The sequence below is a fragment of the Bradyrhizobium ferriligni genome, assembly GCF_056837965.1.
The window spans coordinates 1-24,450 of sequence record NZ_JBXEJO010000107.1; the positions used below are offsets into that span (position 1 = coordinate 1).

The following is a 24,450-nucleotide window of genomic DNA, read 5'->3' on the forward strand; positions in this document are numbered from 1 at the left end:
GCTTCCCGCCCACCCTCATCCTGACAGACTTCCAAGACACAGGGACCCATAACCACAGCTGCACATGGTTGCGCGACGCTGGAATGACGAGTCCCACCGACAACATCGGCCGCGGCGTATGGGTCCCTGCTTTCGCAGGGACGACGATTGGGATGTAGGTCGCGCCCCATATTCGATGTCGTCCTGGCGAAAGCCAGGACCCATTACCCCAAATGTCAGGTCTTGCGCGACGCTGGGGCCACGATCCCGGTCACAACCACTTGCGGTGGTTATGGGTCCTGGCTTTCGCCAGGACGACCATGTGGAAGCAGTGAGGTTATCACGACCGCAGTCACCAACATCATCGGCGCTTGGCTGGACGTGGCGTGTCGAACTCCCGGCCACGGATTCGCACCAGATCGTCGGCGGAATTCGCCAGCAGCACGACGGTAGCTTGGCGCGCGCCGTCTGCATCTCCGGCGGCGATCGCGTCCAGCACTGCGCGGTGCTCGCGCAGCGCCCGCGGACGGTGCGAGCCCGGCGCTGCGATCGTAAAACTCTGGCGCAGCGTGATCTCGAACATCTGGGCGATCGGCCAGAAGAATTCGTTGCGGGTGGCGAAATAGATCGCCTGGTGGAACGCGATGTCGGCGGCGACGAACTCCTCGTTGGTCTTTGCCGCGTCCATGCCGTCGCATCCGGCGCGGATGCGGGCGACGTCGACCTCCTCGGCTTGGGTCGCCGCGAGCGCCGCCGCGGCCGGCTCGACCGCGACGCGCAGCTGGAACAGCTTGGCGAGATAACGGTCGATCTCCGCGCTCTCGAGGTGCCAGCGCAGCACGTCGGGATCGAGCTGATTCCACTGCTCGGGCGGCCGAACCCGCGTGCCGCTCTTGGGCCGCGACTCGATCAGGCCCTTGCCGGTCAAGGTGCGGATCGCCTCGCGCACCACGGTGCGGCTGACGTCCATCATCTCGCAGATCCGGATTTCCGGCGGCAGCGTTTCGCCGACGCCGATCTCGCCGCGCACGATGCTGCTGCCGACGCGGTCGGTGACCTGGCTGTGCACGCTCCGACGCAACGCGTTGGATGTCTGGAACATCGAGGGCCTCGCTGCGGTTGCAGCCTGCGCCGCCGCCGAGCCGCGCTCTTGCACAACCGTATCCGATTTGTCATACATTATGACAAATCGGCTGCCAAGCTCACGCCGTCAAGCGGGCGGCCAACACAACAAAAGATCCGTTCCCGGGGAGGAGCACCATCATGACGTCGAACCGCGTGAGCCGCCGCATTGTGCTGCAGTCGTCGGTCGCCGCGACCGCGTGGATTGCCGCCGCGCCCGCCATCATCGGCCGCGCCGAGGCCGCGACCATGAAGATGCGATGCTCGTCGTCGCTTCCGAACGATCCCAAATACGCCAATGGCCGCGTCTACTACGACAATCTGGTCAAGAGCCTGAAGGCGAACGGGCTCGGCGAGCAGATCGAGGTCACCTTCTTCCCCGACAATCAACTCGGCCAGGAGATCGACGTCATCAACTCGGTGAAGCTCGGGGTGATCGACCTGATGGTGTCGGGTTCGTCGATCTCGGCGAATCTCGTGCCGCTGGTCGGCACCTTCGACCTCGGCTACCTCTTCACCAGCTTCCAGCAGCAGACCAAGGCATTCGACGCCGGCGCGGCGAAGCCGATCGAGGCTGCGCTGCTCAAGGGCGCAGGCATTCACATCATCGGCTGGGCCTATAATTTCGGCGCGCGCAGCGTGCTGGCGAAGAAGCCGGTGAAGACGCCGGAGGATCTCGCCGGCCTGAAAATCCGCACCTTGCCCAATCCGATCATCACCGAGTGCCTGCGGCTGATGGGCGCCGCCGCAACGCCGCTGGCGTTCGGCGAGATCTATACGGCGCTGCAGGCCGGCGTGCTCGACGGTCTCGAACACGATCCGCCGACCATCCTGGCGAGCAAATTCTACGAGACGGCGAAGCACTATGCGCTGACCCAGCACATCTTCTCGCCGCTCGCGGTCTATTTCAGCGACACCAGCTTCAACCGCATGGCTCCCAAGCTGCGCGAAGGCTTTCTCGACGCGGCGAACAAGGCCGCGATCGACACCCGCGCGCACGGCCTTGCGGTGGAGAAGGAGGCGCTTGCGGCGCTGGTGGAGAAGGGCGTCACCGTCGTCGAATGTGACAAGGAGGCGTTCCGCAAGCGCGTGCTGCCGCAGACCGACAATTTCATCAAGGCGCGGCCCGAGGCCAAGGCCGTCGTCGACCTGATCCGCGCCACGCAGGCCTGAGGTCGGCGCATGTCAGTCGCCGCAGTCGAGGCGAGAAGCAGCGCCGATCGGATCACGGCGCCGCTGCTTGCCGTCAGTGACGCGATCGCCGCGCTGCTGCTTGCCGCCGATCTCGTGGTGGTTTGCGTCTCGGTGCTGGCCCGCTTCCTGTTCAACGCGCCGGTCGAATGGTCCGACGACGTCGCCCGCGGCCTGATGGTGGGGTCGAGCTTCTTCGGCGCCGCGAGCGCGCTCGCGCGCAGCGAAAACCTCGGCGTCGCCTTCTTCGTCAACATGCTGCCGCCGGGCGTGCGGCGCGCCGTCGATGCGGTCGGTGCGCTGCTCGTCACCATCATCGCCAGCTATGTTGCGTTCAACGCCGTCAAGATGGGTTGGCTGACCACCGGCCAGACCTCCGGCTCCGGCCTGCCGCTGGAATGGACGTTCTATCCGATGGGGATCGGCGCGGCGTTCATGACGATCTTCGCGTTCGAGACGTTCTGTGGCCGGCCGCCGCGCGACATGGCGGCAGCCATCGTCGCGACCACCGTCATCGTCGGCATTTATCTGGCCTGGGATGCGCTGGCGCCGTCGTCCGTGCCGTCGTCGCAGGCGTTGATGCTGATCGGCTTCTTCCTCACTTTGTTCGGCGGACTGCCGATCGGCTTTGCGCTGGCGCTGGCGGCGCTGATCTTCATCTGGGTCGAGGGCACGCTGCCCGGCGTGATCTTCGCCCAGCAGATGGCGCGCGGCATCGACAATTTCGTGCTGCTCGCGATCCCGTTCTTCATCCTGGTCGGCTACCTGATGGAAGCCAACGGCATGTCGGTCCGGCTGATCGAACTGCTGCAGCGCGCGGTCGGACGGATGCGCGGCGGGCTCAACGTCGTCATGGTGATGTCGATGGTGCTGTTCTCCGGCATCTCGGGCTCCAAGATGGCCGACGTTGCCGCGGTCGGCTCGGTGCTGATCCCGGCGGCGCGCCGCTCGCGGCAGAACCCGGGCGGGGCGGTGGCGCTGCTCGCCGCCTCCGCCGTGATGGCGGAGACCATTCCGCCCTGCATCAACCTCATCATCCTCGGCTTCGTCGCCAATCTGTCGATCGGCGGACTGTTCGTCGCCGGCATGTTGCCGGCCGCGCTGATGGCGTTGGCGCTGATTGTGGTGTCGATCATCTTCGGCAAGCGTCCCGCTGCGAACGTGGAAGCCGAGCCGCGCGCCGCGGTATCGGGACTCTGGACCGGTGCGATCGCCTCGTTCGGGCTGATCTTCATGATTTTCTTCGGCTTCAAGAGCGGCTTTGCCACCGCGACCGAGATCTCCGCCTTCGCCGCGGTCTATGCCATCGCCGTCGGCAGCCTGCTGTTCCGTGAGCTCGGTGCGAGGAGTCTGGCGCATTGCTTCGTCCAATCGGCTGTTCGTTCAGGGCTGGTGCTGTTCATCGTCGCCGCGGCGCAGTCGCTGGCCTTCATCCTGACGCTGCAGCAGGTGCCGCATGCCGTCGGCGACCTCATGCTGGCGATCTCGGGCAGCCACGGGGTCTGGCTGTTCATGCTGCTGTCGATCCTGGTGTTGGTGGTGATGGGCTCGGTGCTCGAAGGCGCCGCGGCGCTGATCATTTTCGGCCCGCTGCTGCTGCCGGTTGCCATCAAGCTCGGCATCGATCCGCTGCATTTCGGCGTGGTGCTTGTGATCGCGATGGGGCTCGGGCTCTTTGCTCCGCCACTTGGCCTTGGGCTCTACGGCGCCTGCCTGATCGGCAACGTGCCGATCGAACAGACCATCAAGCCGATCGCGGGCTATCTCGGCCTGCTGTTGCTGTGCCTGCTGGTGATCGCCTTCGTACCGGCGATCAGCACGGCCTTGCCGCATGCGCTCGGCTATTAGGGGGATGCGATCGTGAAGGTGCTGCTCGCCCATACCCCGCAGATGCGCCGCGATTATTACGGCGAGCGCAGCCTGAACGGCCTGCGCGCGGTCGCCGACGTCAAGTTGCACGAGGGCGAGGACGCGCTCGACGCGGCTGCACTGGTCGAGGCCGCGGCTGATGTCGACATCATCGTCGCCGACCGCATGACTCAGGGGCGAGGTGAGATCTTTCCGCAGCTGCCGAAGCTGCGTGCTTTTGTGCGCTGCGCGGTCGATATCCGCAATATCGACGTGGCCGCGGCCTCCGCCGCCGGCGTGCTGGTGACGCAGGCGAGCGCCGGCTTCGTCCAGTCGGTCGCCGAGCTCGCGCTCGGCTTCATGGTCGATCTGTCGCGCGGCGTCTCGCGGGCGACCGCGGACTATCATGCGGGCGCGGCGCCTGAGGTCGTGATGGGCCGCCAGCTTGCGGGAAGCACGATCGGCATCATCGGCTATGGCAGCATCGGGCGCTGTCTTGCCGGGATCGCAAAGGTGCTCGGCATGAATGTGCTGGTCGCCGATCCCTTCGTGACGATCGATGATGCGGCGATCCGGCATCTGCCGCTCGACGATCTGCTGGCACGCGCCGACTACGTTGTCTGTCTCGCGATCGCCAACGCGCAGACCGAAAACCTGATCGGGCAGGCCGCACTGGCGCGGATGCCGAAGCACGCATTCTTCATCAACCTTTCGCGCGGAAACCTCGTCGACGAGGCGGCGCTGTCGGCCGCGCTGCGCGATGGCCGCATTGCGGGTGCCGCGATGGATGTCGGCCGCGCGCCGGACCAGATGCCGACGCTCGAGCTTGCGAAGCTGCACAATGTGATCGCAACGCCGCATGTCGGCGGCCTGACGCCGCAGGCGATCGAGCATCAGTCATCCGAGACGGTACGCCAGGTCGCGAAGATCATTGCCGGCGAGATACCCGTCGGCGCGGTCAATGCCGGGCACTGGACGCGGCGGCCTCGGCCATGAAAGTTTGGCGAAGCCCAATGTCGCCCGAGGGGCTGGACAAGAGCTTCGCATCCGGCCCAGACTTGGTCCGCATAACCGCGGCCCCTGAGCGCGCGGACAATCAATGAACGGACGTCCCGCAACAAACGACGGGCGCCGAGAGGGAAACAGGGAGGCATCACATGGCTATGTCACGCCGTGACGTTTTGTTGGGCAGCGCCGGCGCACTGGGGGCCGCGTCATTTTCCTTCCCAGTTCCTGCTATCGCACAGTCGGAACCGATCAAGATCGGCTGTCTCGCGGCGATCACCGGCCCGAGCTCGGCGCCGACCGTCGGCTTCAACCGCGGCGTCAATTTCGCTGTCGACGCCATCAACGGCGCCGGCGGGGTGAAGGGCCGCAAGATCGAGCTCGTGATGCGCGACACCCAGGGCGATCCGACCAAGGCGGTGAACGCCACGCAGGAGCTGATCAGCCAGGCCAAGGTGCATGCGATCTGGGGCCCGCTGAACTCGGGCGAGGCGCTGGCGACAACGCCGATCATGGCGCGCGCCAAGATGCCGGACCTGCATCCCTGCGTCGTCGAGACCCTGATCGACCCGGTCAAGTTCCCCAACGCGTTCCGCATCGCGCCGTCGAACAACCAATGGGACGATGCCGTGCGCAATTACTGTCTCAAGATCCTCAAGGTGAAGAAGGTCGCGGTGATCGGCGACACCACCGGCTATGGCGTCACCGCGGTCGGCGCCTCCGTCGCGGCGTTCAAGAAGGACGGCGCCGAGGTGGCCTATCAGGCCAATATCGACGCAACGCAGCCCGACATGACGCCGGACATGCTGCGCGCCAAGAATGCCGGCGCGGAAGCGATCGTGGTGTGGAGCGTCTCGACCGGCATGGAGGCGCGCATGTTCAACACCCGCGCCGCGATGAGCTGGGACGTGCCCTTTGTCGGGCATCCCTCGATGGCGTCGGGCGAGCTTGCGAGCCTGGTCGCCAAGCCGGAGAACTGGAAGAAGGTCTATGCGATCGGCTACAAGAGCTGCAGCTATGACGGCGCCGGCAAGCTGCCAGCGAAGAGCGCGGACCTGGTCGCGCGCCTGACCAAGGCCAACATCGCGCTGAACGACACGTTGTTGTGGTGGGTCGCCGGCGGCATCGATTGCATCGAGCTGATCGCCAAGGCAGTCGCCGAAAGCGGCTCGACCGACAGCGCCGGCATCATCAAGTACTGGAACACGCTGTCGACCTATCCCGGCTATTTCGGCAATTACCGCTTCTCGCCGACCGAGCACAACGGCTATTTGACCGAAGAGATCGTGATGTCGGAAGCCTCTACCGCCAAGGACGGCACCTTCGCGCTGGCGCCGGGGTATACATAGAAGGGCGAGGGCGCAGCCGATGCTGGCCTCGATCCTTGCATCCGGTCTCGCAGCGGGCGCGATCTACGCGCTCGTCGGCGTCACCTACAACACGATGTTCTCGACCTCGCGGGTGATGAGCTTCACCGCCGGCCAGCTCGCGATGCTGGGCGGCGTGTTCGGCTCGATGTTCACGCTGAAGCTCGGCCTGCCCCTTGCCGTCGGCTTCGTGCTGACGCTGCTCTGCTGCGCGGTGATCGGAATCATCACCGAATTCGTCGCGGTGCGGCCGGTGCTCAAGAGCCTCGACCAGCATCTCTACGTGCTCTCGACCCTCGCGGTCGCGCTGATGATCCAGCAAATCACCGCGATCAAATGGGGCACCGAGCCGCAGCCGTTCCCGCGCATCGCAGGATTCGGCGAGGGCGTTTGGGACGAGAAATTCTGGCTGCCGGTCCTCGCCTGCGCCGTCACCATCATCGGCCTTGAATGGCTCTACCGCCGCACCCTGGTCGGCCGCGCGTTCCTCGCCATCGCGGAGGATAATTTTGCGGCACGGGCGCTCGGCCTGCCCGAGCGCAATCTGCGCGTCGCGAGCTACGCGCTTGCCGGCGTGGTCGGCGGCATCGCCGGGTTTTCCGGCGGGCAGTTGCTGCTCGCCTTCTTCGCCAACGGCGCGCTGCTCAACTTCTACGGCTTCGTGCCGGTGGCGCTGGGCGGGCTCGGCAACAACAGAGGCGCGATCATCGGCGGGCTGGCGCTCGGCCTGTTCCAGCAGGCCGCGAACTTCCTGGTCGGCGGCATCTTCTCCTCGGTCGCGGTGTTCACGCTGTTCATCGTGGTGCTGCTCGCCGCGCCGCAAGGGCTGTTCGGCGCTTCGACCGCGCGGAGGGTGTGATGACCACGGTCGCCGCCGCTCCGCCCCGAACCGACAGCGGCGCATGGCGCGCCGCGCTGCCGCACGTCCTGCCGTTCCTCGGCATTCTGGTGGCGGCGGTGCTGCTGCCGTTCGTCAGCAACGATTACTGGGTGCTGATCGGCACCCGCATGGCGATCTATTGGGTGCTGGTGTCGGGCCTCAATCTGGTGGTCGGCTTTGCCGGTCACCTTGCGATCGGCTATGTCGCGCTGCTGACGCTCGGCGCCTACACGACGAGCGTGCTGGTTGCCGGCAATGTGATGCCGGCGATTCCGGTGTTCGTCGCCTTGCCGATCGCCGGCTTGATCGGCGCGATCTTCGGCGTGGTCGTCGGCCTGCCGGCCCTGCGCCTGCGCACCTTCTACTTCGCGATGTCGACGCTCGGCTTTGCGACCATCGTGACGCAGATCGCGCTGGCCTGGCAGAGCGTGACCGGCGGCGGCATCGGCATCGCCGGTCCGGAATTCCCGGTGCCGTTCAATACGCCGTGGGGCTTCTACGCCCTCTGCATCGCCTTCGCCGCATTGACCACCTGGATGAGCGCCAATGTCGCGCGGAGCCGGTTCGGTCGCGCGCTGATCGCGGTGCGCGACGCCGAGGTCGCCGCCGAGGCCAGCGGCATCTCCAAGCCGAAAATGCTGATCGCGATCTTCCTGTTCGCCGGCGCGCTGGCGGCGATCGCCGGCGGACTGTTCGCGACCCTGCAGACTTATATCACGCCCGATGCCTTCACCTTCGATCTTTCGGTGCTGTTCTTCATCGCGATCCTGATCGGCGGCCGCGGCTCGATCCTTGGCCCGATGCTCGGCACCATCATCCTGACCATTCTGCCCGAGATCGCGGCGCCGCTCGCGGCATGGTCGACCTTCCTCTACGCGGTGCTGCTGCTCGTGATCGTGCTGGTGATGCCGGGCGGCATCGCGGCGCTGCTCGATTTCCGCAACCGTCGTCCGCTCGCCAGCAACCGCGCCATCCTCCCGCGCCCCGCTGCACTCGCCGACATCGTGCGCCGCAGGGACGGCGGCAAGACGCTGCAACTGCGCGGCATCGCGCTGAGCTTCGGCAATGTGAAGGCGATCGACGGTCTCGATCTCGATATCGCGCCCGGCGCGATCCACGGGCTGATCGGACCGAACGGCAGCGGCAAGACCACGACGCTCAACGTGATCTCGGGCTATTATGCCGCCAAAGCCGGCACCATGACGCTTGGCGGCGAAGCCCTGGCCGCGGGCCAGCCGGTCAAGCGCGCCGCGTGCGGCATCGCGCGCACCTTCCAGACGCCGCGGGTGGTCGGCGAAGCTTCGGTGCTGGAGAACGTCATGATCGGCGGCTCGATCGAGGGCCGGGCCAATTTCGTCGAGGCGATGCTCGCACTGCCGCGCAACGGCGCCGACGAGCGTCTGCTCGCCGCCAAGGCGCACACGCTGCTTGGCGTCGTCGGCCTCGAGGCGCTCGCTGACATACGCGCCGATCGCCTGCAGCACAGCGAGCTGCGCTTCATCGAGATTGCGCGGGCGCTGATGCTCGATCCGGACTTCCTGCTGCTCGACGAGCCCGCCGCGGGTCTCTCCAATGACGAGATCGAGCGGCTCGCCAGCCTGATCAAGGCGATCTGCCGCCGCGGCACCGGCGTGCTGCTGGTCGAGCACCATGCCGATCTGATCTTCGACATCTGCCACCAGGTCACCGTGCTCAATCTGGGCCGGACGCTGGCGGCGGGAACTCCGGCGGAGATTCGTGTCCACAAGGAGGTCGTCAGTGCCTATCTCGGCGGCTGAACCGTTGCTCGCGGTCAATGGGCTGGAGTCCGGCTACGGCAAGATCCGTGTGCTGCACGGCATCGACCTCACGATTGCCGCCGGCGAGGTCGTGGCGCTGCTCGGGCCCAACGGTGCCGGCAAGACCACGCTGCTGCGCGCGATGTCCGGACTGTTGCCGGTCACTGCCGGGCGGGTCCGGTTCGGCGACCGCGACATGACCAACGCGACGCCGCGCGATGCCGCGCGGGCCGGGCTCGTGCATGTGATCGAGGGACATCGCGTGTTCACGCAGATCTCGGTCACCGACAATTTGCTGCTCGCCGGTTACGACCTGCCGCGCACCGAGCGCGCCGTACGGATCGAGGAGGCGTTGGCGTTCTTTCCCGAGATCGCCGAGAAGCGGCATGAACGCGGCGGCGCGCTGTCGGGCGGGCAGCAGCAGATGCTGACGGTGGCGCAGGGCCTGGTCCGCCGGCCGCGGCTCCTGATGCTCGACGAGCCGTCCGCGGGGCTGTCGCCGGTGCTGGTCGATCGGGTCCTCAACGTCATCGGCCGGCTGCGCGAGCAGGGCACCTCTGTGCTGCTGGTCGAGCAGCTGCTGGAGAAGGCGCTCGCCTGTGCCGATCGCGTCTACGCGCTGGTGCAGGGCGCGATCGCGCTGGAGGCGCCGACCGGGGAGAGCGACCTCGCGCACCGGCTCGAGCGCGCCTATTTCGGCCATGAAAGCCACGCGTTGGGGTAAGCTAGCGGAAGTGCGTCAGAAACTCCGTCGAACCGATCGGCTTCGCGATGGAAGGCTTCTCGGTTCTTTCCGGCTTCTCCTTCTCCTTCACGACATGCATGTCGATGAGCTTCGCGCCGGAGAGATTGCGCTCCACCATCGCTCCGGTATCCGTGTTGATCGCCGACGCGCCGCAGTCGTGGAAAACCACCGTACCGTAGTCTGGAAGCTGCAAGGGGGTTGGATTTCCCGGGGCGGCCGACCTCTCCATCACCCATTCCGCCGTTGCGCCGGGAATCTTGAAGGGCTGCCCAAGATGGGTGAGGGGTGCGGTTTGAAAGAACTGTACGGAGCGACTGGTCGTAAGGTTCGTGATCACGAACGACACACCCGTGCGATCCGGCGCTACCTGCATGAGGCACATGATCAGATCGCCGGCATGAACCTTCGGCGACACAAGCGTTACGGGAAACGCTTTAGCCGGGTCGCCCCTTACCCACCATTGCCACCACGCGAAGAACGACGTCGTCGGGCTGCCCGCGCCCGTGGCTGGGTCGATGTTCTGCGCGGTGCCAATTTGCGGCAAGGTCGATCTGTAATACCGACGTTGTCCATCGAAGCCGATCCAGGTCGAGCTGTGATACGTCTCGCTGGCCAGGCCGCCGGCCGGCCGGGTTGGTGTTGGAACCTGAAACTTGCCCCAGATCGACGAGAAGATGGTGCCATCCCTCGGCGTGATGTAGGCACCGGACCAGTTGAGGCTGCTTTCCCGACGCGGCGATTGGGCGAAAGATCCGCGGAGGCCCGCAGTGACCGGGGAAAGCACCTGGAAATCGAAGGCCTCGAAGGCCACCGTCGGACTGAACATCTTTTGCCAGAATGCATACTCGGCCGGCTGACGCGCCGGGTCCGGTCGTCTTGGAAAACCGAGCGCCTTCAGCTCGTCCTGCGACGCCACCAACGTGCGAAAGCCGGTAGGGGGAAGAACGCTGGTCGTCGAATCCTTGATGACCTTCGTCGCGCCCTCGACGTCGTATGTGGGGCTCTGCCCATCCTGGTTGCTCATTGCCATTCGCCTGCGGCAGCCGTGATTGCGGCGTCAAACATCAGCACGGTGGTTGGCGTCAGAATGACGGTGTCCAACAGATCGGCGATTCTGGCGCCGGCTTCTGAATCCTTCGGATAGTGCACACCGGCGATCTCGCGGTTTCGGGCAATCGAATCCGCCAGAATCGACAGGTCGGACTTCCATACGCCCTGGTCGGCCCCAGACATTGTCGTTGCGGCGAACACCCGAAGCATGCAGTTCTTCATAAAATGCGCCTGGGTCGAATGCCCGCTGGGCCAGGACGAGTGACCGGGGACCTGGATCGGCGGCAGCAAAGCGGGACAAATCTGCGACGGCCGGGGCAAATCGTACTTGTCCTTGAAATACAATGCAGCAAAGGACCCAATCAAACTCGCGATATTCAATAGGCGCCAGGTTTGCGGATGCGAACCAGGCCTGGCGGTCAGCACGGCGAGAAAATCCGAGAAGAATTCAACGTCCTGCGAGAGGATCGCGCCCATGGCATCCGGCCGTTCATCCCGCGCGGCGAGCACGAGGTTGTCGATTTGGGCGGCATAATTGGCGATCAGGTCGGCCCGAATTTGGGTGAAGGTGGCGTCAGCATCGATGGTGGCCGCCCAGGTGGGGACATTGGCGATGAACTGATGCAGGACACGCCACGCATACCAGTTTGCAGACCATTGTCGGCTGCCGAAATGCGTCGGTGGCGTCCGTCGCAGGCTGCCAAGCTCGGCTGTGCCCGAGGGGTCGAGCCTCGTGACGAATGGCAAATCAACGCGGTCTGAAATAAACCAGCCACCCCCTCCAATGTTGCCGGTGTTTCCGGTGTTGCCGGTATTGCCGGTGTTTCCGGTATTGCCCGTGTTACCTGTGTTGCCTGTCATCGACGTCTCTCCCTCTCTCGGCAGTTGCCGTCAGCAATACCAGTCAATCAGGAAGCCCCGCCGATCGCAGGTGGCCGAGCCAGGTTTCCAATGCACCGCCACGAAACGGGCAGTGTGGCGCGTAGGACGAAATGCGAAATCCGGGTTGAATTTCCAGGTAGCGGCGGGCCGCCTCCGCTGCTTCTTCACGGCGGCCCAAGGCACCAAGCGTGACGATGAGCAGACGATGATTGAAGCGAATAAGTCCGTTGCGGTTCAGTGCGCCACGCACCCACTCCAGCGCCTGCTCATAGTCGCCATCCACGTAGTGAGCCTGGCCGAACAGCCCTTCGTGCCAGAACGAGCGCGCGTCGAGCGGCGAGAGCCGGACGCCCTGCTCGCCCTGGCGGACGGCGGCTGGGCCATCGCCAAGAAAGCCGGATGTAGCACTCGCCATGGTCCAGGCCATGGCCGAACTTGGACCGGCGGCAATCGCGCGGTCGAGGGCTTTCCTTGCGCTTTGAAAGTCATGCAGCAAGAACGACTGGACGTGACCATATACCGCCAGCGCGAATGCATCGTCGCCGCCTCGATCGATCGCCTCCTTGGCGTATCTGGCGCCGGCGATGACATCACCCTCGGGATCCGGCGATCCGATTTCCCCTATCCGGAACACATACCACAGCGCGACGTAGGAATAGGCCAACGAAAAATTTGGATCGTGTGAAATGGCTTGCTCGAGCAGGCCGCGCGCCTTGGAAAAGGAATCGTAGTCCATCCGGTACAACAGATCGAGCGCCTGCAATACGAGATCGTAGGCGGTGAGGTTCTGCGGATGTTTCCGCATCGATCGCATAAGTTCACGCTCGCGAACCTGCGGCGCGATCTGTCTTACAACGTTGATGGCAATCCGATCCTGAAGCGCAAAGAGTTCGCGAAGGTCGCCTTCATGCAAGTCCGAGCGAATGACTTCGCCCGACTCGGCGTCGCTGAGTTCGGTCACGATACGGACCGAGGTCATCGTCCTCTGAATCCCCCCGTAGAGGACATAACGAACCCCGAGCCGGCGCCCGATTTCGCGCACGTCGACGTTGCGGCCGCTGAAGCCGAGGCTGGATCCGCGTGATACGACGAAAAGCTCCTTGAGCCCGGCAAGGCCGCGAATGATGTCGTCAACGACACCATCAGCGAAATACCCCTCTTCCGGGGTGGTCAGGTTCATTCGGAACGGCAGAACGGCAATCGAGGGGCGAGGTTCCGAGCCTGCCGGGGCTTCGCCAACAAGCTTCGCGGGCTGCATGGATCGGTGGAGCGCATATACGCGGACAGGCCGGCCCATGTTGCGAAGATGCAGATCGCCAAGATCAATCACGCTGACGTCCAGGTCCCGGCCGATCTGCTCCGCAACGGCTCCCGAAATCACGACGCCGCCCGCTTGCGCGTAGTTCTGCAGACGCGCCGCGATGTTGACGCCCTCGCCATAGACGTCATTTTCCTCAACGATGATATCCGCGGCATTCAGCCCGATGCGAAAGCTGATGCGCTCGTCAGCGGGCATCCCGGCTGTATTCACGGCAACAGCCTCTTGCAGTGAGAGAGCACACCGCGTTGCGTCGCGCGCGGTATCGAATGTTGCAAGGAAGCCGTCACCGGTATTCTTGACGATCCTTCCGTTTTGCGCCGTGACGCCCGGGTCGAGGATTTCCGAGCGCAATTGCATCAGCCGGGTATGGGTGTTTTCCTCGTGCGCCTCCATCAAGCGCGTATACCCGACCACATCTGCCGCAAGGATTGCCGCAAGACGTCGTCGAACTTCCGGCGTCGATGGGGTCATCATATTATTGATACTTCTGCAAATTTTACTGATACGCGATTAAAATCCGGCACAAAGGAAAGGACCTCAACGCGAAAAGGATATCTTCATCAAGGTCATAAAGGAAGACTTCATGCGGCAGGGATGTGCCAACCGAGTGGACTGGTACAGTATGATGTTTGCAACCTTTGAGGAAGCGGTCGCGGACGCGCAAGCGCGATGCCTCCAACGGGTGGGCCGGGTGCGGACCAAGCGGCATTCGCGCCTTGAGCATGCGATGCAAATGCGTCCCTCGACTTCATGGCTGGATCATCTCGCGGCGAAAACTCGTCACCATTGATCTGCGTCAATGCAGGAAATGGTGTTTTCCCGCTTGCCGCCGATCGTGGGCGAGTTTGGCCGGGAGCGCGGCGGTACTGTCGGAGTGATCGCCATCGTTGTATCCGGTGCTGCCAGTCGTCCGACCGAGCCTGGTCGGAATTCCCGCAGATAACAGAAAGTCACTGGCATGGCCGAGGTGGTTGACATCGCGCGCAAGTCTGCCGCGCCAGGCCTGACTGTCTATGAATTGCTTCACACAATTTGCGCCGTTCATTGAGCGAGTTGACGCGGGCTGGTGCCACTTTGTCGGTCCATGGGACTTGACCGTCAGCGGGCGCGGGCTGAAACAGGTATTCGTCCTCTGACCCTGGCAACGAAGACCCACATGCGACTTCCCTTTTTCTACGGCTGGATCATCGTCGCGGTGACCTTCGTCACCATGGCGATCGGTGTCAACGCGCGTACGGCGTTCTCGCTGTTCTATCCGCCGATCATCTCGGAATTCGGCTGGGAGCGCGGCATCACGGCGGGCGCCTTCTCGTTCGGCTTTGTCGCCTCGGCGATCGCAAGTCCGCTGATCGGCCGGTTGATGGACCGCGGCGGTCCGCGCGCGGTGATGGAGCTTGGCGTGCTCTTGATGGGCTCGGGCCTGCTGCTGGCGCCGCTGACGACGCAGCCTTGGCACCTCTACCTCACGATCGGCGTGCTGGTCGGCGCGGGCAGCGTCTGCCTCGGCTATTCCGGACAATCGCTGTTCGTGCCGAACTGGTTCCTCCGCCGCCGCGGACTTGCGATCGGGCTCGCCTTCGCCGGCGTCGGCATCGGTTCGGTGACGCTGCTGCCGTGGGTGCAGCACATGATCGAGCACACCGGCTGGCGCACCGCCTGTACCGCAATGGGGATCGTGGTGCTGGTCGTGCTCGCGCCGATCAATCTCTTGCTGCACAAGCGGCCGGAGGACATCGGCCTGCAGCCGGACGGCGATGCCGCGCCGACGGCGACGTCAGCCAGGCCTGCATCGAACATCGTCGACCCGGTGTGGGCCGGCACCGACTGGACGCTGTCGCGTGCGCTGCGCACCGCGCGGTTCTGGTGGATCGCGACCGGGTATTTCTGCGGCCTGTACATCTGGTACGCGGTGCAGGTGCACCAGACCAAATTCCTGCTCGACATCGGCTTCAGCTCCAGCGTCAGCGTCTGGGCGCTTGGCGTCGTCAGCCTGCTCGGCATTCCCGGCCAGATCTGGCTCGGACATCTCTCCGATCGCATCGGCAGGGAATGGGTGTGGGCGATCTCCTGCTTCGGCTTCGTGATCTGCTTCGCCGCGCTCGCCGCCTTGAAATACTGGCCCAACATGGCGCTGATCTATCTCATGGTCTTCACCCAGGGCGCGCTTGGTTATGGCCTGACATCCGTGATGGGACCGGTCGTGCTTGAGATCTTCCAGGGCAAGCATTACGGCAGCATCTTCGGCACCGTGATGCTGGCTGCGCTCGCCGGCGGCGCTGCGGGCCCCTGGATCACCGGCCAGCTCTATGATCTCTCGGGCAGCTATACCAGCGCCTTCCTGCTCGGCATCGCCGTCAGCCTGCTGTCGGCATTTGCGATCTGGCAGGCCTCTCCCCGCAAGGTCCGCGCGGTCGCCGGACAGATGCACAAGGTCGCAAGCGCGGCTTGACGCGTCAGGCCGACGAAACCCCGATCGCGCGCTGCAGATCGGTGATCGCGCGCAGGCAGCTGTCGGCGGGGGTGGTTTCCGGATCGATCAGGCGGTGCAGTCGGAAACCATCTTCCAGCGCCAGCACGATCGCTCCGGTCCAATCCGGATCGAGTCTGCCGTTCCTGCCGCTGTTCTTCTGCGCAGTCGTGACGATGTCGGCGATCAGCTTGCGCCGCGCGCGCAGACGCTTGGCGAGCTCGGGCCGGCGCTTCTCGGCGCGCGCCACGAACAGGATCATCTCCATGTGCAGGAGAGGGGAGCGGCCGAGCGGATCCTGCCGGCTGCGGTCCATGGTGCGCAGCGCCTCGAGGAAGTCGGCCAGGTTGCTGTGCCGGGCGAGCAAATCGAGATTGCGCCGGATCGATTGCTCGACGTGATCCTCGAGCATCGCGAAGATCAGCTCGTCCTTGCTCTTGAAGTTCGAATAGAAAGCGCCGCGGGTGAAGCCCGCCGCGGCCGCGATCGCCTCGATGCTGGCGCCGCCGATGCCCTGTTCCTCGAACACCCGCGCCGCCGCCTCGAACAGCTTCTCGCAGGTGTCGTCCCGTGTCGGTCTGGTTCGAACCCTTGACATCGGCGCATTTTAGGGCACAATGCAACTCGATACAAGAGTGTATCGAGTTGCATTCGACAGAACCAGAACAACTGCATCCGTGATGATGCGGTCTTGAGGATGACACCAGGGCACGCCAGGCTTTAAGGTTCTGGCGTAGCGAGCGAGCGAGGTCACCATGAACGAGCAAGTTCAGCCGGCGAGCGGCGAGCCGCTTTTCAATCCACTGGCGCCTGAATTCATTCGCAATCCCTATCCGTATTACGAGCGGCTGCGCCGCCTCGATCCGATGCATGTCAATGTGCACGGCGCCTTCGTCGCCAGCCGGCACGCCGAGGCGAGCCTCGTGCTGCGCGACAAGCGGTTCGGCAAGGATTTTGCCGAGCGCTCGATCCGCCGCTACGGTCCGAAGATCATGGAGGAGCCGGTCTTCCGCAGCATGAGCCACTGGATGCTGCAGCAGGATCCGCCCGACCACACCCGCCTGCGCGGCCTTGTCGTCAAGGCCTTCACCGCGCGCCGGGTCGAGGACATGCGTCCGCGCATCCAGCACGTCGTCGACGAGACGCTCGATCGCATCATTCCGCAAGGCAAGATGGACCTGATCGAGGATTTCGCGTTCCGCCTGCCGGTCACGATCATCTGCGACATGCTCGGTATCCCCGAGGAACACCGCGAGGCCTTCTACAACGGTTCGCGCGATGGCGGCCGTATCCTCGAACCGGTGCCGCTGACGCCCGAGGAAATCAAGCAGGGCAACACCGCAAATGCGATGGCGGCGATGTATTTCCATCAGCTGTTCGAGCTGCGCCGCAAGCAGCCCGGCGACGACCTCACTACCCAACTGGTGCAGGCCGAAGAGGACGGCCAGAAGCTCACCAATGAGGAACTGACCGGCAACATCATCCTGCTGTTCGGCGCCGGCCATGAGACGACCGTGAACCTGATCGGCAACGGCCTGCTGGCGCTGTTCCGCAACCCGGACCAACTCGCGCTGCTGAAGGCCAATCCCGGCCTGATCACCAATGCGATCGAGGAGTTCCTGCGCTACGATTCCTCGGTGCAGCTGACCGGGCGTGTCGCACTGGAGGACATCGACGACCTCGGTGGCAAGCGCATCCCGAAGGGCGAGAGCGTGCTGTGCCTGTTGGGCTCGGCCAATCACGACGAGGCTGTTTACCCCGATCACCCCGAAAGGCTCGACATCCGGCGGCCGAACGTCAAGCCGCTGTCGTTCGGCGGCGGCATCCATTTCTGCCTCGGCGCCCAGCTGGCGCGGATCGAGGCCGAGATCGCGATCGCGACGTTGCTGCGCCGGATTCCCGACCTGCGGCTCGATGACGCGGAAAATCCGGAGTGGCGGCCGACCTTCGTGCTGCGCGGGCTGAAGCGCCTGCCGGCGAGCTGGTGACGTTCCCGCGGGGCGGCGATCCGCGGCGAGGCCGGCACACGCACGCTTGAACGGGAAATCCACTATCTGTCCGAAGTCCCAGCAGTATACCGGCTGTGACTTCGCCGGACTTGTCTCTATATTTGGGGTGCTCCGGCCAAAGGTTGGCAAAGGGTTCAGCATGAGGAGGCTGCCGCGGAGCTGGCTCAAAGGGAGACACCGTGCAGACGACGCTGCTCGGCCTGGCAATTGCCTTCATTCTTGCACTGGTCGCGGCGCTGATCGGTCCGTATTTCGTTGACTGGAACCAGTTCCGGCCGCAGTTCGAGGTGGAGGCGTCCAAGATCATCGGCGTGCCGGTCCGGGTCGCCGGCAATCTCGACGCGCGTCTGCTGCCGGCACCCTCGCTGCGGTTGAAGACTGTCACCGTCGGCGGCGCCAACGACCTTGGCAAGGTCCGGGCCGCCAATCTCGACGTCGAGTTCAGCCTGAGCTCGCTGATGCGCGGCGAGTGGCGCGCGAACGAGCTCACCATCAACGGCGCGTCGCTCGACCTCGGGCTCGACCCGAAAGGGCGGATCGACTGGTCGCCGTCGAGCGGGAGCTTCAACCTCGCTTCGCTGGCGATCGACCGGCTCAACCTGACCGGCCGCCTCGCGCTGCATGATGCCGCGAGCCGCAGCACGCTCGAGCTGAACGACATTGCCTTCAGCGGCGACGTCCGGTCGCTTGCCGGCGCGATCCGCGGCGACGGCAATTTCATGTTCGACGGCAACCGCTACCCGTTTCGGGTCTCCTCGGGGCAAAGCGCCGATGGTAGCGGCACCCGCCTGCACTTCAGCATCGATCCCGGACAGCGGCCGGTGTCGGCCGATCTCGACGGCATCCTGACCTTCGAGGCCCGCGCGCCGCGGTTCGAGGGCGCACTGACGCTGGCGGGTGCGCCCGGTCAGCGCGGCGGCGATGCGCCGCCGTGGCGGATCGCCGCCAAGGTGAAATCGGATTATTCGGCGGCGCGGCTCGACCAGATCGAATTGAGCTATGGCGCCGAGGACCGTGCGCTGAAGCTCGCCGGCAATGGCGATCTGCGTTTCGGTGCGTCGCCGCTGCTACGCGCCTCGCTTACGGCGCGGCAGCTCGACGGCGACAAGTTCGCCGCCAAGGATGGCGCCAAGGACAACAATAACGGCAATGTCGAGCCGGTCCGCGTGCTGCCGGCGATGCGCGCGGTGTTGTCGGGTCTTCCGCAAAGCCCGATACCGGCGCAGGTCGAGCTGGCATCCGAGCAGATCATGCTCGGCGGCCGTCCGTTGCAGGACATCTCGGCGGAGCTGCAATCGGATGCGAAATCCTGGACGGTGCGCCGGCTGGAGTTTCGCGCGCCGGGATCCACGCGGGTCTCGATGAGCGGTGCCAGCGCGCAAGCCGGAGCCGCGAATACCTTCAAGACCGCGCTCAACGTCGAATCGTCCGATCCCGACGCGTTGATGACCTGGCTGCAGGGGCGCAGCGACGCCACCTATCGCAGCCAGCGGCCGCTGCGGTTGCGCGGCGACGTCATGGTATCGCCATCAGGCTTTTCGATCGACGCGATGAAGGCGGAGATCGAAAGCGGCACGCTCGAGGGCCGCATCGCGGTTACGCACCGAGAGGCGACCAGCGGCTCGAAGGTCGAGGCGCAGTTGAAGGCGGATCGGCTCGATCTCGACGCGACCGCTGCATTGATCCGCTCGCTGGCCGGTCCGCAAGGCGAATGGCCCGACGAGGCGCAGCTGTCGCTCGACGTCGGGCGCGCCGTCTCTTCCGGGCAGGAATTGCGGCCGCTGCTGGCGAAGATCGCCTATAGCCCGAAGAGTATCGTGCTCGAGCGCGTCAAGATCGGCCAGCCCGACAATGTCACGCTGGACGGCAGCGGCAATTTCGACCGTGCCAATTCGACCGGCAAGCTTGCCGTCGACGCGACCGCCGCGTCGCTTGGCCGGCTGACTGCTGTGGTTCAGCCGTTCGCGCCGGCGCTGGCCGCGCGGCTTGGCGTGCTCCGCGCGGATGCCGGCCCGGTTCGCGCCAGGCTCGCGCTCGACCTCGGCAAGGGCAAGGCCGCCGATCGCGTCAGCGCGCGCGCGACGCTCGATCTCGACACGCCGCAGCTCAAGGGCAATACGGTGATCTCGGCGACGCCGCAGGTGGCTGCGATCCGTGCGCTGGATTTCGATGCACTCCGCAGCAACGAGCTTACAGCGGAGACGAAATTCTCGGCCGGCGATGGCAATGCTTTGCTGGCGCTGCTTGGGCTTGACCATGCGGTCGCAGCCGGTGCCGGTTCGACGCAATTCGAGGGCACGGTGACCGGCGCGTGGCGCGCGCCGTTGCGGCTGAAGGCAAGGCTCTGGGGCGCAGGGCTCGACGCGGATGCCGAAGGGACCGCGGAGCCTTGGACCAAGGATGGGGGCAGCGCGAGCAAATCGAGCATCAGCCTCCGCGTCCGCAGCGCCGACATCAGTCCGCTGCTCAATCTGAAACCAGCCGATCCGGCTGCAAACATCCGCCTGTCGTCGAAGCTGACGCTCGCGGGCGACAGGCTGAACTTCGACGATCTCGACAGCATCATCGCCGGTTCACGGCTGCGCGGCCATCTGGCGCTGACGCTCGCCGATCAGAAAAGCGTCGACGGCGAAGTCGGTCTCGATCAGATCACGCTGGCGCCGATTTTCGCGGCGGCAATCGGCGCGGCCGGTCGCGATGCGACGGAGCCGCTCGGCCAGGGGCTCACGAGCGCCTGGCGCGGCAAGGTCACGTTCGAAGCGCTGCACGGTCTGCTGCCGGGTGGCGCCGAGCTGCAGCCGGTCAGCGGCACCATCAGGTCGGACGGGCAGTCGCTGACCCTCGACGGCATCAAGGGCAAGATCGGTGGCGGCGAGGCGACTGCCACCATCGATGCGCGACAAGGCGCCAACGGACTTGCGCTCAGCGCCAATGTGCAGCTGTCCGGCATCGACAGTTCAGCCTTGCGCTACCGCAGTCTCGCGATGCCCAAGGGACGTACCTCGATGCAGATGACACTGTTGACGCAGGGCCGCAGCGCCTCGGCGTTGACCGGCGCGCTGTCCGGCAGCGGCACCGTGACGCTGGAGGGGCTGAGCCTTCCGGGTCTCGATCCGCGCGCCTTCGAGGTTGCGATCCGCGCCAGCGATTCCGGGCAGGCGACCGACGACACGCGGCTGCGGCAGATCGTCGAACCGGCGCTCGCGGGTGGCGCGCTGTCGATTGCTTCGGCGCAAATCCCCTTCAACATCCGCGACGGCCGCCTCCGGGTCGGCGCCACCACGCTCGCGGCGAACGGCGCCAATGCGATCGTATCCGGCGGCTACGACATTCCGGCCGACCAGGCCGACATCCGCGCCGCCTTGGCATCGACGCAGGTCGGCACGGCCAACAGCCGACCGGAAATCCAGCTGCTTGCCGTGGGTACGCCCGACGGATTGTCGCGCAGCATCGACATTGCGGCGCTGTCGTCGTGGCTTGCGGTGCGCGCGATCGACCGGGAGACCAAGCGGCTCGACGCCATCGAGCGCGGCGAACCGGCGCCGCCGCCGACCCCGACGGCCCTTCCGCAACCGGCCGAGCCGGCGCCGGATGCGTCCAGCCCGAATTCGGCAGGAGTGCCTTCTGCCAACTTGCCGGGGCCCGGCCCTGATCAGCGCCGCGTGCCGGCGAAGCCGAAGATCGTTGCGCCGCGTCCGCCGACTGTCCCACCGGTCGCCACCGCGCCCGCCATTGCGCCGCCCGCGTCAGTTGCGAGCCAGCCGCAGCTGGCGCCGCTGCCGCCGCCGATCGAGGTCAAACCGGTGCCCGGCGCAGCCAAATCAAGGCCGCTGCGACCGCCGCTGTCGTTGACGCCGCAGGTCGCCAATCCGCCGCCGCGGCCGGCGATGCAGAACTAAACGCGCTTTCAAGCGAGTGGGCACCGGTTCGCCTCTAGAAAGCGCGTCAAACGAAGCGCTGGCTCACGATCGGTGCTGGAGAATATTGATCAGCTTGCCGAAGGGATCGCGGACGAAGAAGCGCCGCACGCCCCATGGCTCCTCCGCCGGTCCGTATTCGATCGCGATGCGGGCTGCCTTCATCCGGCGCAGGGCCTCGTCGAGATCATCGACCTCGATCGAGAGATCAGGCACCGGCGTGCCGGAGCCGCCTTCGGAAGCGAAGCTGATTTGAGCTTGCATTGTTTCGGATGAGCCGTAAGTCGCAACCCAACCGAAATCCATCAGTGGCTCGAGGCCAAGCAGGTCCCGGTAGAACGACTTCGCTGCCGCTGTATCTGGTGCGGCAACGTTCGCGACGATCCGATTGACCTTCATGCTGAAGCCCGCGCGTCGGAACGACCGTCTGCCGATGGCGACGGTCGGAGAGGCCGTCAGGCCTGCTGACGCGTGTCGACCTGTTGCGGCCTGACATCCGTGGGCACCGCCGGCGTGGCGCGCGAGCGGAAGTAGTCGAGCACAAAGAGCCGGATCGCGGAGGACAGATTGCCCTGCTGACGGTTGTTGTCGATCTCGCCGACCAACTCCGACAGCGTCATGTTCCGCAGACCGGAAATCTCCTTCATGCCATTCCAGAAGGCTTCTTCGAGGCTGACGCTGGTCTTGTGTCCGGCGACGACGATCGAGCGCTTGACGACGGGAGACTTCATGATGCGTCTCCGTTTTCGATGCGGTGCTGATCGAGCACACGCGCGTTGCGCTCGCCGAGAAATTCGTCACGCGCTCGTTCGGATTTGGTGCGACCGAATAGCGCACGATTGGCTTCGGCCTGCTTCGCTGCTTGTTCGCGCTCACCGCGCTTCTTGAATCGTTTCAAGTTGACCACGTCGCCCATGCTCGTCGTCCTCATCGTCCCCAGAGCGGAATTGGTGATGCATCGTGACGAAAGCAAGAGCGACTGCACTACGCGCCCGGCTCGATATCCATCCCGAATCCCCGTTTGATGCTCTGATAGCATCAAAGAATCCGTTTCGCTCTGCGAAAACTAGACGTCTGTACCACGCGCCAGCGCAGAGCTCATAGGTAACGCGCCTTAGTCTTTAGGCGTTATGATCCATAATTATATCACGCGCGCTGACCGTAATTATCCGGACAATGCGCGCTTTGCTTTAGCCCGGGTGTGTCATTTTGTCCGGCTGCACGAGGCGATCGAATTCATCCGCGGAAACAAATCCGAGCCGCAAAGCCTCTTCCTTCAGCGTCGTTCCGCGCGCATGCGCCGACTTGGCGACCTTGGCTGCGTTGTCGTAGCCGATCTTCGGCGCGAGCGCGGTGACCAGCATCAGCGAGCGCTGCATCAGTTCGTTGATGCGCTTTTCGTCGGCGCGTATTCCGACAACGCAATGCTCAGTAAATGAGCGGACAACGTCAGACAGCAACTGAATGGAATTTATCATACAATATGCCAACACGGGCTTGTAGACGTTCAGCTCGAAATGGCCCTGGCTGCCGGCGACGGTGATCGTGGTCTGATTGCCGAACACCTGGCAGCAGACCATGGTCATGGCTTCGCACTGGGTCGGATTGACCTTGCCCGGCATGATCGACGAGCCCGGCTCGTTCTCGGGCAGGATCAACTCGCCGAGGCCCGAGCGCGGACCCGAGCCGAGCAGGCGGATGTCGTTGGCGATCTTGAACAGGCCGGTCGCCACCGAGTTGATCGCGCCGTGCACCAGCACATAGGCGTCGTTGGAAGCCAGCGCCTCGAACTTGTTGGCCGCGCTGGTGAACGGCAGCTTGGTGATCTTGGCGACGTGGCGCGCGAAGGTTTTCGCAAATCTCGGCTTCGAGTTGAGGCCGGTGCCGACGGCGGTGCCGCCCTGCGCGAGCGGAAACAGATCCTTCACCGCGACACGCAGCCGCGCGATGCCGCTCTCGACCTGCGCGGCGTAGCCGGAGAATTCCTGGCCGAGCGTTAGCGGCGTCGCATCCTGGGTGTGGGTGCGCCCGATCTTGACGATCTTGGCAAACGCCTTCTCCTTGTTGCGCAACGCGCGATGCAGTTCGGTGAGTGCCGGAATCAGATCGGCGACGATGCGGCTCGCTGCGGCGATATGCATCGCGGTCGGAAACGAGTCGTTCGACGACTGACTCATGTTGACGTGATCGTTCGGATGAATCGGCTTCTTGGCGCCAAGCTCGCCGCCGAGCATCTGGTTGGCGCGGTTGGCGATCACCTCGTTGACGTTCATGTTGCTCTGCGTGCCCGAGCCGGTCTGCCAGACCACCAGCGGGAAATTGTCGTCGAGCCTGCCTTCGATCACTTCCTTCGCTGCGCGGATGATGGCGCTGGCGCGGCGCGCATCGAGTTGGCCGAGCTCGCGATTGGTCTCCGCAGCCGCCAGCTTCACGATGCCGAGTGCATGGACGATCGCGATCGGCATCCGGTCGTGGCCGATCTTGAAGTTTTGCCGCGAGCGTTCGGTCTGTGCGCCCCAATAGCGGTCCGCGGGAACGTCGATCGGACCGAAGCTGTCGGTCTCGCTGCGGGTCTTTGCCTTGGAGGGGATCGTCGATCGAGCCATCATGCTTTCCGTGGATGCTTGCCGTTGCGTCATCAAAACGTGGCCCGGCGCGGCAACGCGACAGCGTCCGCGCGAAGGGCACGTTCATGCAGAAGGTAGGCCGGGACGACGATTTGTCATCCCGATCCCGGCAAGCATCCTACAAGGTCGAGGCGTGATCTGTGCTTAGATTATTTCTTGCGGAAGCGGTCCAGCCGCACGACCTCGGCGCCTTCGCTGGGCTTCGCGGGCTCCTGCTCGGTCTCGGCGCTCTCGGTCTCGGCCGCTGCGTGGGCCGCGGGGG

19 protein-coding genes are annotated in these 24,450 nt (G+C 64.9%); 10 read left to right on the forward strand and 9 right to left on the reverse strand.

What is annotated here, in order from left to right:
* Positions 1 to 340: 340 nt before the first annotated feature.
* Positions 341 to 1,081, reverse strand: coding sequence for a FadR/GntR family transcriptional regulator (locus AC1VNY_RS39405; RefSeq protein ID WP_482409216.1), 741 nt, complete (start codon positions 1,079 to 1,081; stop codon positions 341 to 343).
* 161 nt (positions 1,082 to 1,242) lie between these two features.
* On the opposite strand from AC1VNY_RS39405, the gene AC1VNY_RS39410 reads away from it, so the two are divergent.
* The 7 genes from AC1VNY_RS39410 (at position 1,243) to AC1VNY_RS39440 (ending at position 9,894) form a co-directional block, all read left to right on the forward strand.
* Positions 1,243 to 2,274, forward strand: a complete 1,032-nt coding sequence (locus AC1VNY_RS39410) for a TRAP transporter substrate-binding protein (RefSeq protein ID WP_482409217.1) — start codon at positions 1,243 to 1,245, stop codon at positions 2,272 to 2,274.
* Positions 2,275 to 2,283: 9 nt separating this feature from the next.
* The gene (locus tag AC1VNY_RS39415; RefSeq protein WP_482409218.1) at positions 2,284 to 4,140 is read left to right on the forward strand and encodes a TRAP transporter large permease; all 1,857 of its coding nucleotides are present in this window, start codon (positions 2,284 to 2,286) and stop codon (positions 4,138 to 4,140) included.
* A 12-nt stretch (positions 4,141 to 4,152) separates the two neighbouring features.
* Positions 4,153 to 5,136: an NAD(P)-dependent oxidoreductase gene (locus AC1VNY_RS39420; RefSeq protein ID WP_482409219.1), complete on the forward strand. Its 984-nt coding sequence runs from the start codon at positions 4,153 to 4,155 to the stop codon at positions 5,134 to 5,136.
* 161 nt (positions 5,137 to 5,297) lie between these two features.
* On the forward strand, positions 5,298 to 6,494 hold the full coding sequence (locus AC1VNY_RS39425) for an ABC transporter substrate-binding protein (protein WP_482409220.1): 1,197 nt from the start codon (positions 5,298 to 5,300) through the stop codon (positions 6,492 to 6,494).
* A 19-nt stretch (positions 6,495 to 6,513) separates the two neighbouring features.
* A complete protein-coding gene (locus tag AC1VNY_RS39430; RefSeq protein ID WP_482409221.1) occupies positions 6,514 to 7,371 on the forward strand; it encodes a branched-chain amino acid ABC transporter permease in 858 nt (285 codons plus the stop codon).
* A complete protein-coding gene (locus AC1VNY_RS39435) occupies positions 7,371 to 9,170 on the forward strand; it encodes a branched-chain amino acid ABC transporter ATP-binding protein/permease (RefSeq protein ID WP_482409222.1) in 1,800 nt (599 codons plus the stop codon). Before AC1VNY_RS39430 ends, AC1VNY_RS39435 begins: the two co-directional genes overlap by 1 nt.
* On the forward strand, positions 9,151 to 9,894 hold the full coding sequence (locus AC1VNY_RS39440) for an ABC transporter ATP-binding protein (RefSeq protein WP_482409223.1): 744 nt from the start codon (positions 9,151 to 9,153) through the stop codon (positions 9,892 to 9,894). Before AC1VNY_RS39435 ends, AC1VNY_RS39440 begins: the two co-directional genes overlap by 20 nt.
* A gap of 1 nt (position 9,895) precedes the next feature.
* Here the strand turns inward: AC1VNY_RS39440 and AC1VNY_RS39445 are convergent, their stop codons facing one another.
* From AC1VNY_RS39445 to AC1VNY_RS39455, 3 genes are read right to left on the reverse strand one after another with little or no spacing between them, the layout of a single operon-like run.
* The gene (locus tag AC1VNY_RS39445) at positions 9,896 to 10,939 is read right to left on the reverse strand and encodes an A4/G1 family peptidase (RefSeq protein ID WP_482409224.1); all 1,044 of its coding nucleotides are present in this window, start codon (positions 10,937 to 10,939) and stop codon (positions 9,896 to 9,898) included.
* The gene (locus AC1VNY_RS39450) at positions 10,936 to 11,826 is read right to left on the reverse strand and encodes a phosphatase PAP2 family protein (RefSeq protein ID WP_028342327.1); all 891 of its coding nucleotides are present in this window, start codon (positions 11,824 to 11,826) and stop codon (positions 10,936 to 10,938) included. Before AC1VNY_RS39450 ends, AC1VNY_RS39445 begins: the two co-directional genes overlap by 4 nt.
* A 43-nt stretch (positions 11,827 to 11,869) precedes the next feature.
* Positions 11,870 to 13,642, reverse strand: a complete 1,773-nt coding sequence (locus AC1VNY_RS39455; RefSeq protein WP_028342328.1) for an adenylate/guanylate cyclase domain-containing protein — start codon at positions 13,640 to 13,642, stop codon at positions 11,870 to 11,872.
* A 682-nt stretch (positions 13,643 to 14,324) separates the two neighbouring features.
* Here AC1VNY_RS39455 and AC1VNY_RS39460 point away from each other — a divergent pair.
* A complete protein-coding gene (locus AC1VNY_RS39460; protein ID WP_304496397.1) occupies positions 14,325 to 15,617 on the forward strand; it encodes an MFS transporter in 1,293 nt (430 codons plus the stop codon).
* 4 nt (positions 15,618 to 15,621) lie between these two features.
* On the opposite strand, the gene AC1VNY_RS39465 is transcribed toward AC1VNY_RS39460, so the two are convergent.
* Positions 15,622 to 16,233 (reverse strand): TetR/AcrR family transcriptional regulator, encoded by a 612-nt coding sequence (locus AC1VNY_RS39465; RefSeq protein WP_028342330.1) that lies wholly within the window; start codon positions 16,231 to 16,233, stop codon positions 15,622 to 15,624.
* 157 nt (positions 16,234 to 16,390) lie between these two features.
* Between AC1VNY_RS39465 and AC1VNY_RS39470 the strand changes: the two genes are divergently transcribed.
* Both AC1VNY_RS39470 and AC1VNY_RS39475 read left to right on the forward strand, forming a co-directional pair.
* The gene (locus AC1VNY_RS39470) at positions 16,391 to 17,623 is read left to right on the forward strand and encodes a cytochrome P450 (RefSeq protein WP_482409225.1); all 1,233 of its coding nucleotides are present in this window, start codon (positions 16,391 to 16,393) and stop codon (positions 17,621 to 17,623) included.
* A 200-nt stretch (positions 17,624 to 17,823) separates the two neighbouring features.
* Complete coding sequence (locus AC1VNY_RS39475; RefSeq protein WP_482409226.1) at positions 17,824 to 21,543, forward strand: AsmA family protein; 3,720 nt, start codon at positions 17,824 to 17,826, stop codon at positions 21,541 to 21,543.
* Positions 21,544 to 21,606: 63 nt separating this feature from the next.
* On the opposite strand, the gene AC1VNY_RS39480 is transcribed toward AC1VNY_RS39475, so the two are convergent.
* From AC1VNY_RS39480 to fumC, 4 genes are all read right to left on the reverse strand, one after another.
* Positions 21,607 to 21,960: a VOC family protein gene (locus tag AC1VNY_RS39480; protein ID WP_482409227.1), complete on the reverse strand. Its 354-nt coding sequence runs from the start codon at positions 21,958 to 21,960 to the stop codon at positions 21,607 to 21,609.
* A gap of 56 nt (positions 21,961 to 22,016) precedes the next feature.
* Positions 22,017 to 22,292: a ribbon-helix-helix domain-containing protein gene (locus AC1VNY_RS39485; protein ID WP_024580116.1), complete on the reverse strand. Its 276-nt coding sequence runs from the start codon at positions 22,290 to 22,292 to the stop codon at positions 22,017 to 22,019.
* The gene (locus AC1VNY_RS39490; RefSeq protein WP_016841076.1) at positions 22,289 to 22,477 is read right to left on the reverse strand and encodes a DUF4169 family protein; all 189 of its coding nucleotides are present in this window, start codon (positions 22,475 to 22,477) and stop codon (positions 22,289 to 22,291) included. The genes AC1VNY_RS39485 and AC1VNY_RS39490 overlap by 4 nt, the downstream gene beginning before the upstream one ends.
* 274 nt (positions 22,478 to 22,751) lie before the next feature.
* A complete protein-coding gene (fumC, locus tag AC1VNY_RS39495) occupies positions 22,752 to 24,170 on the reverse strand; it encodes a class II fumarate hydratase (protein ID WP_482409228.1) in 1,419 nt (472 codons plus the stop codon).
* Positions 24,171 to 24,450 lie beyond the last annotated feature (280 nt).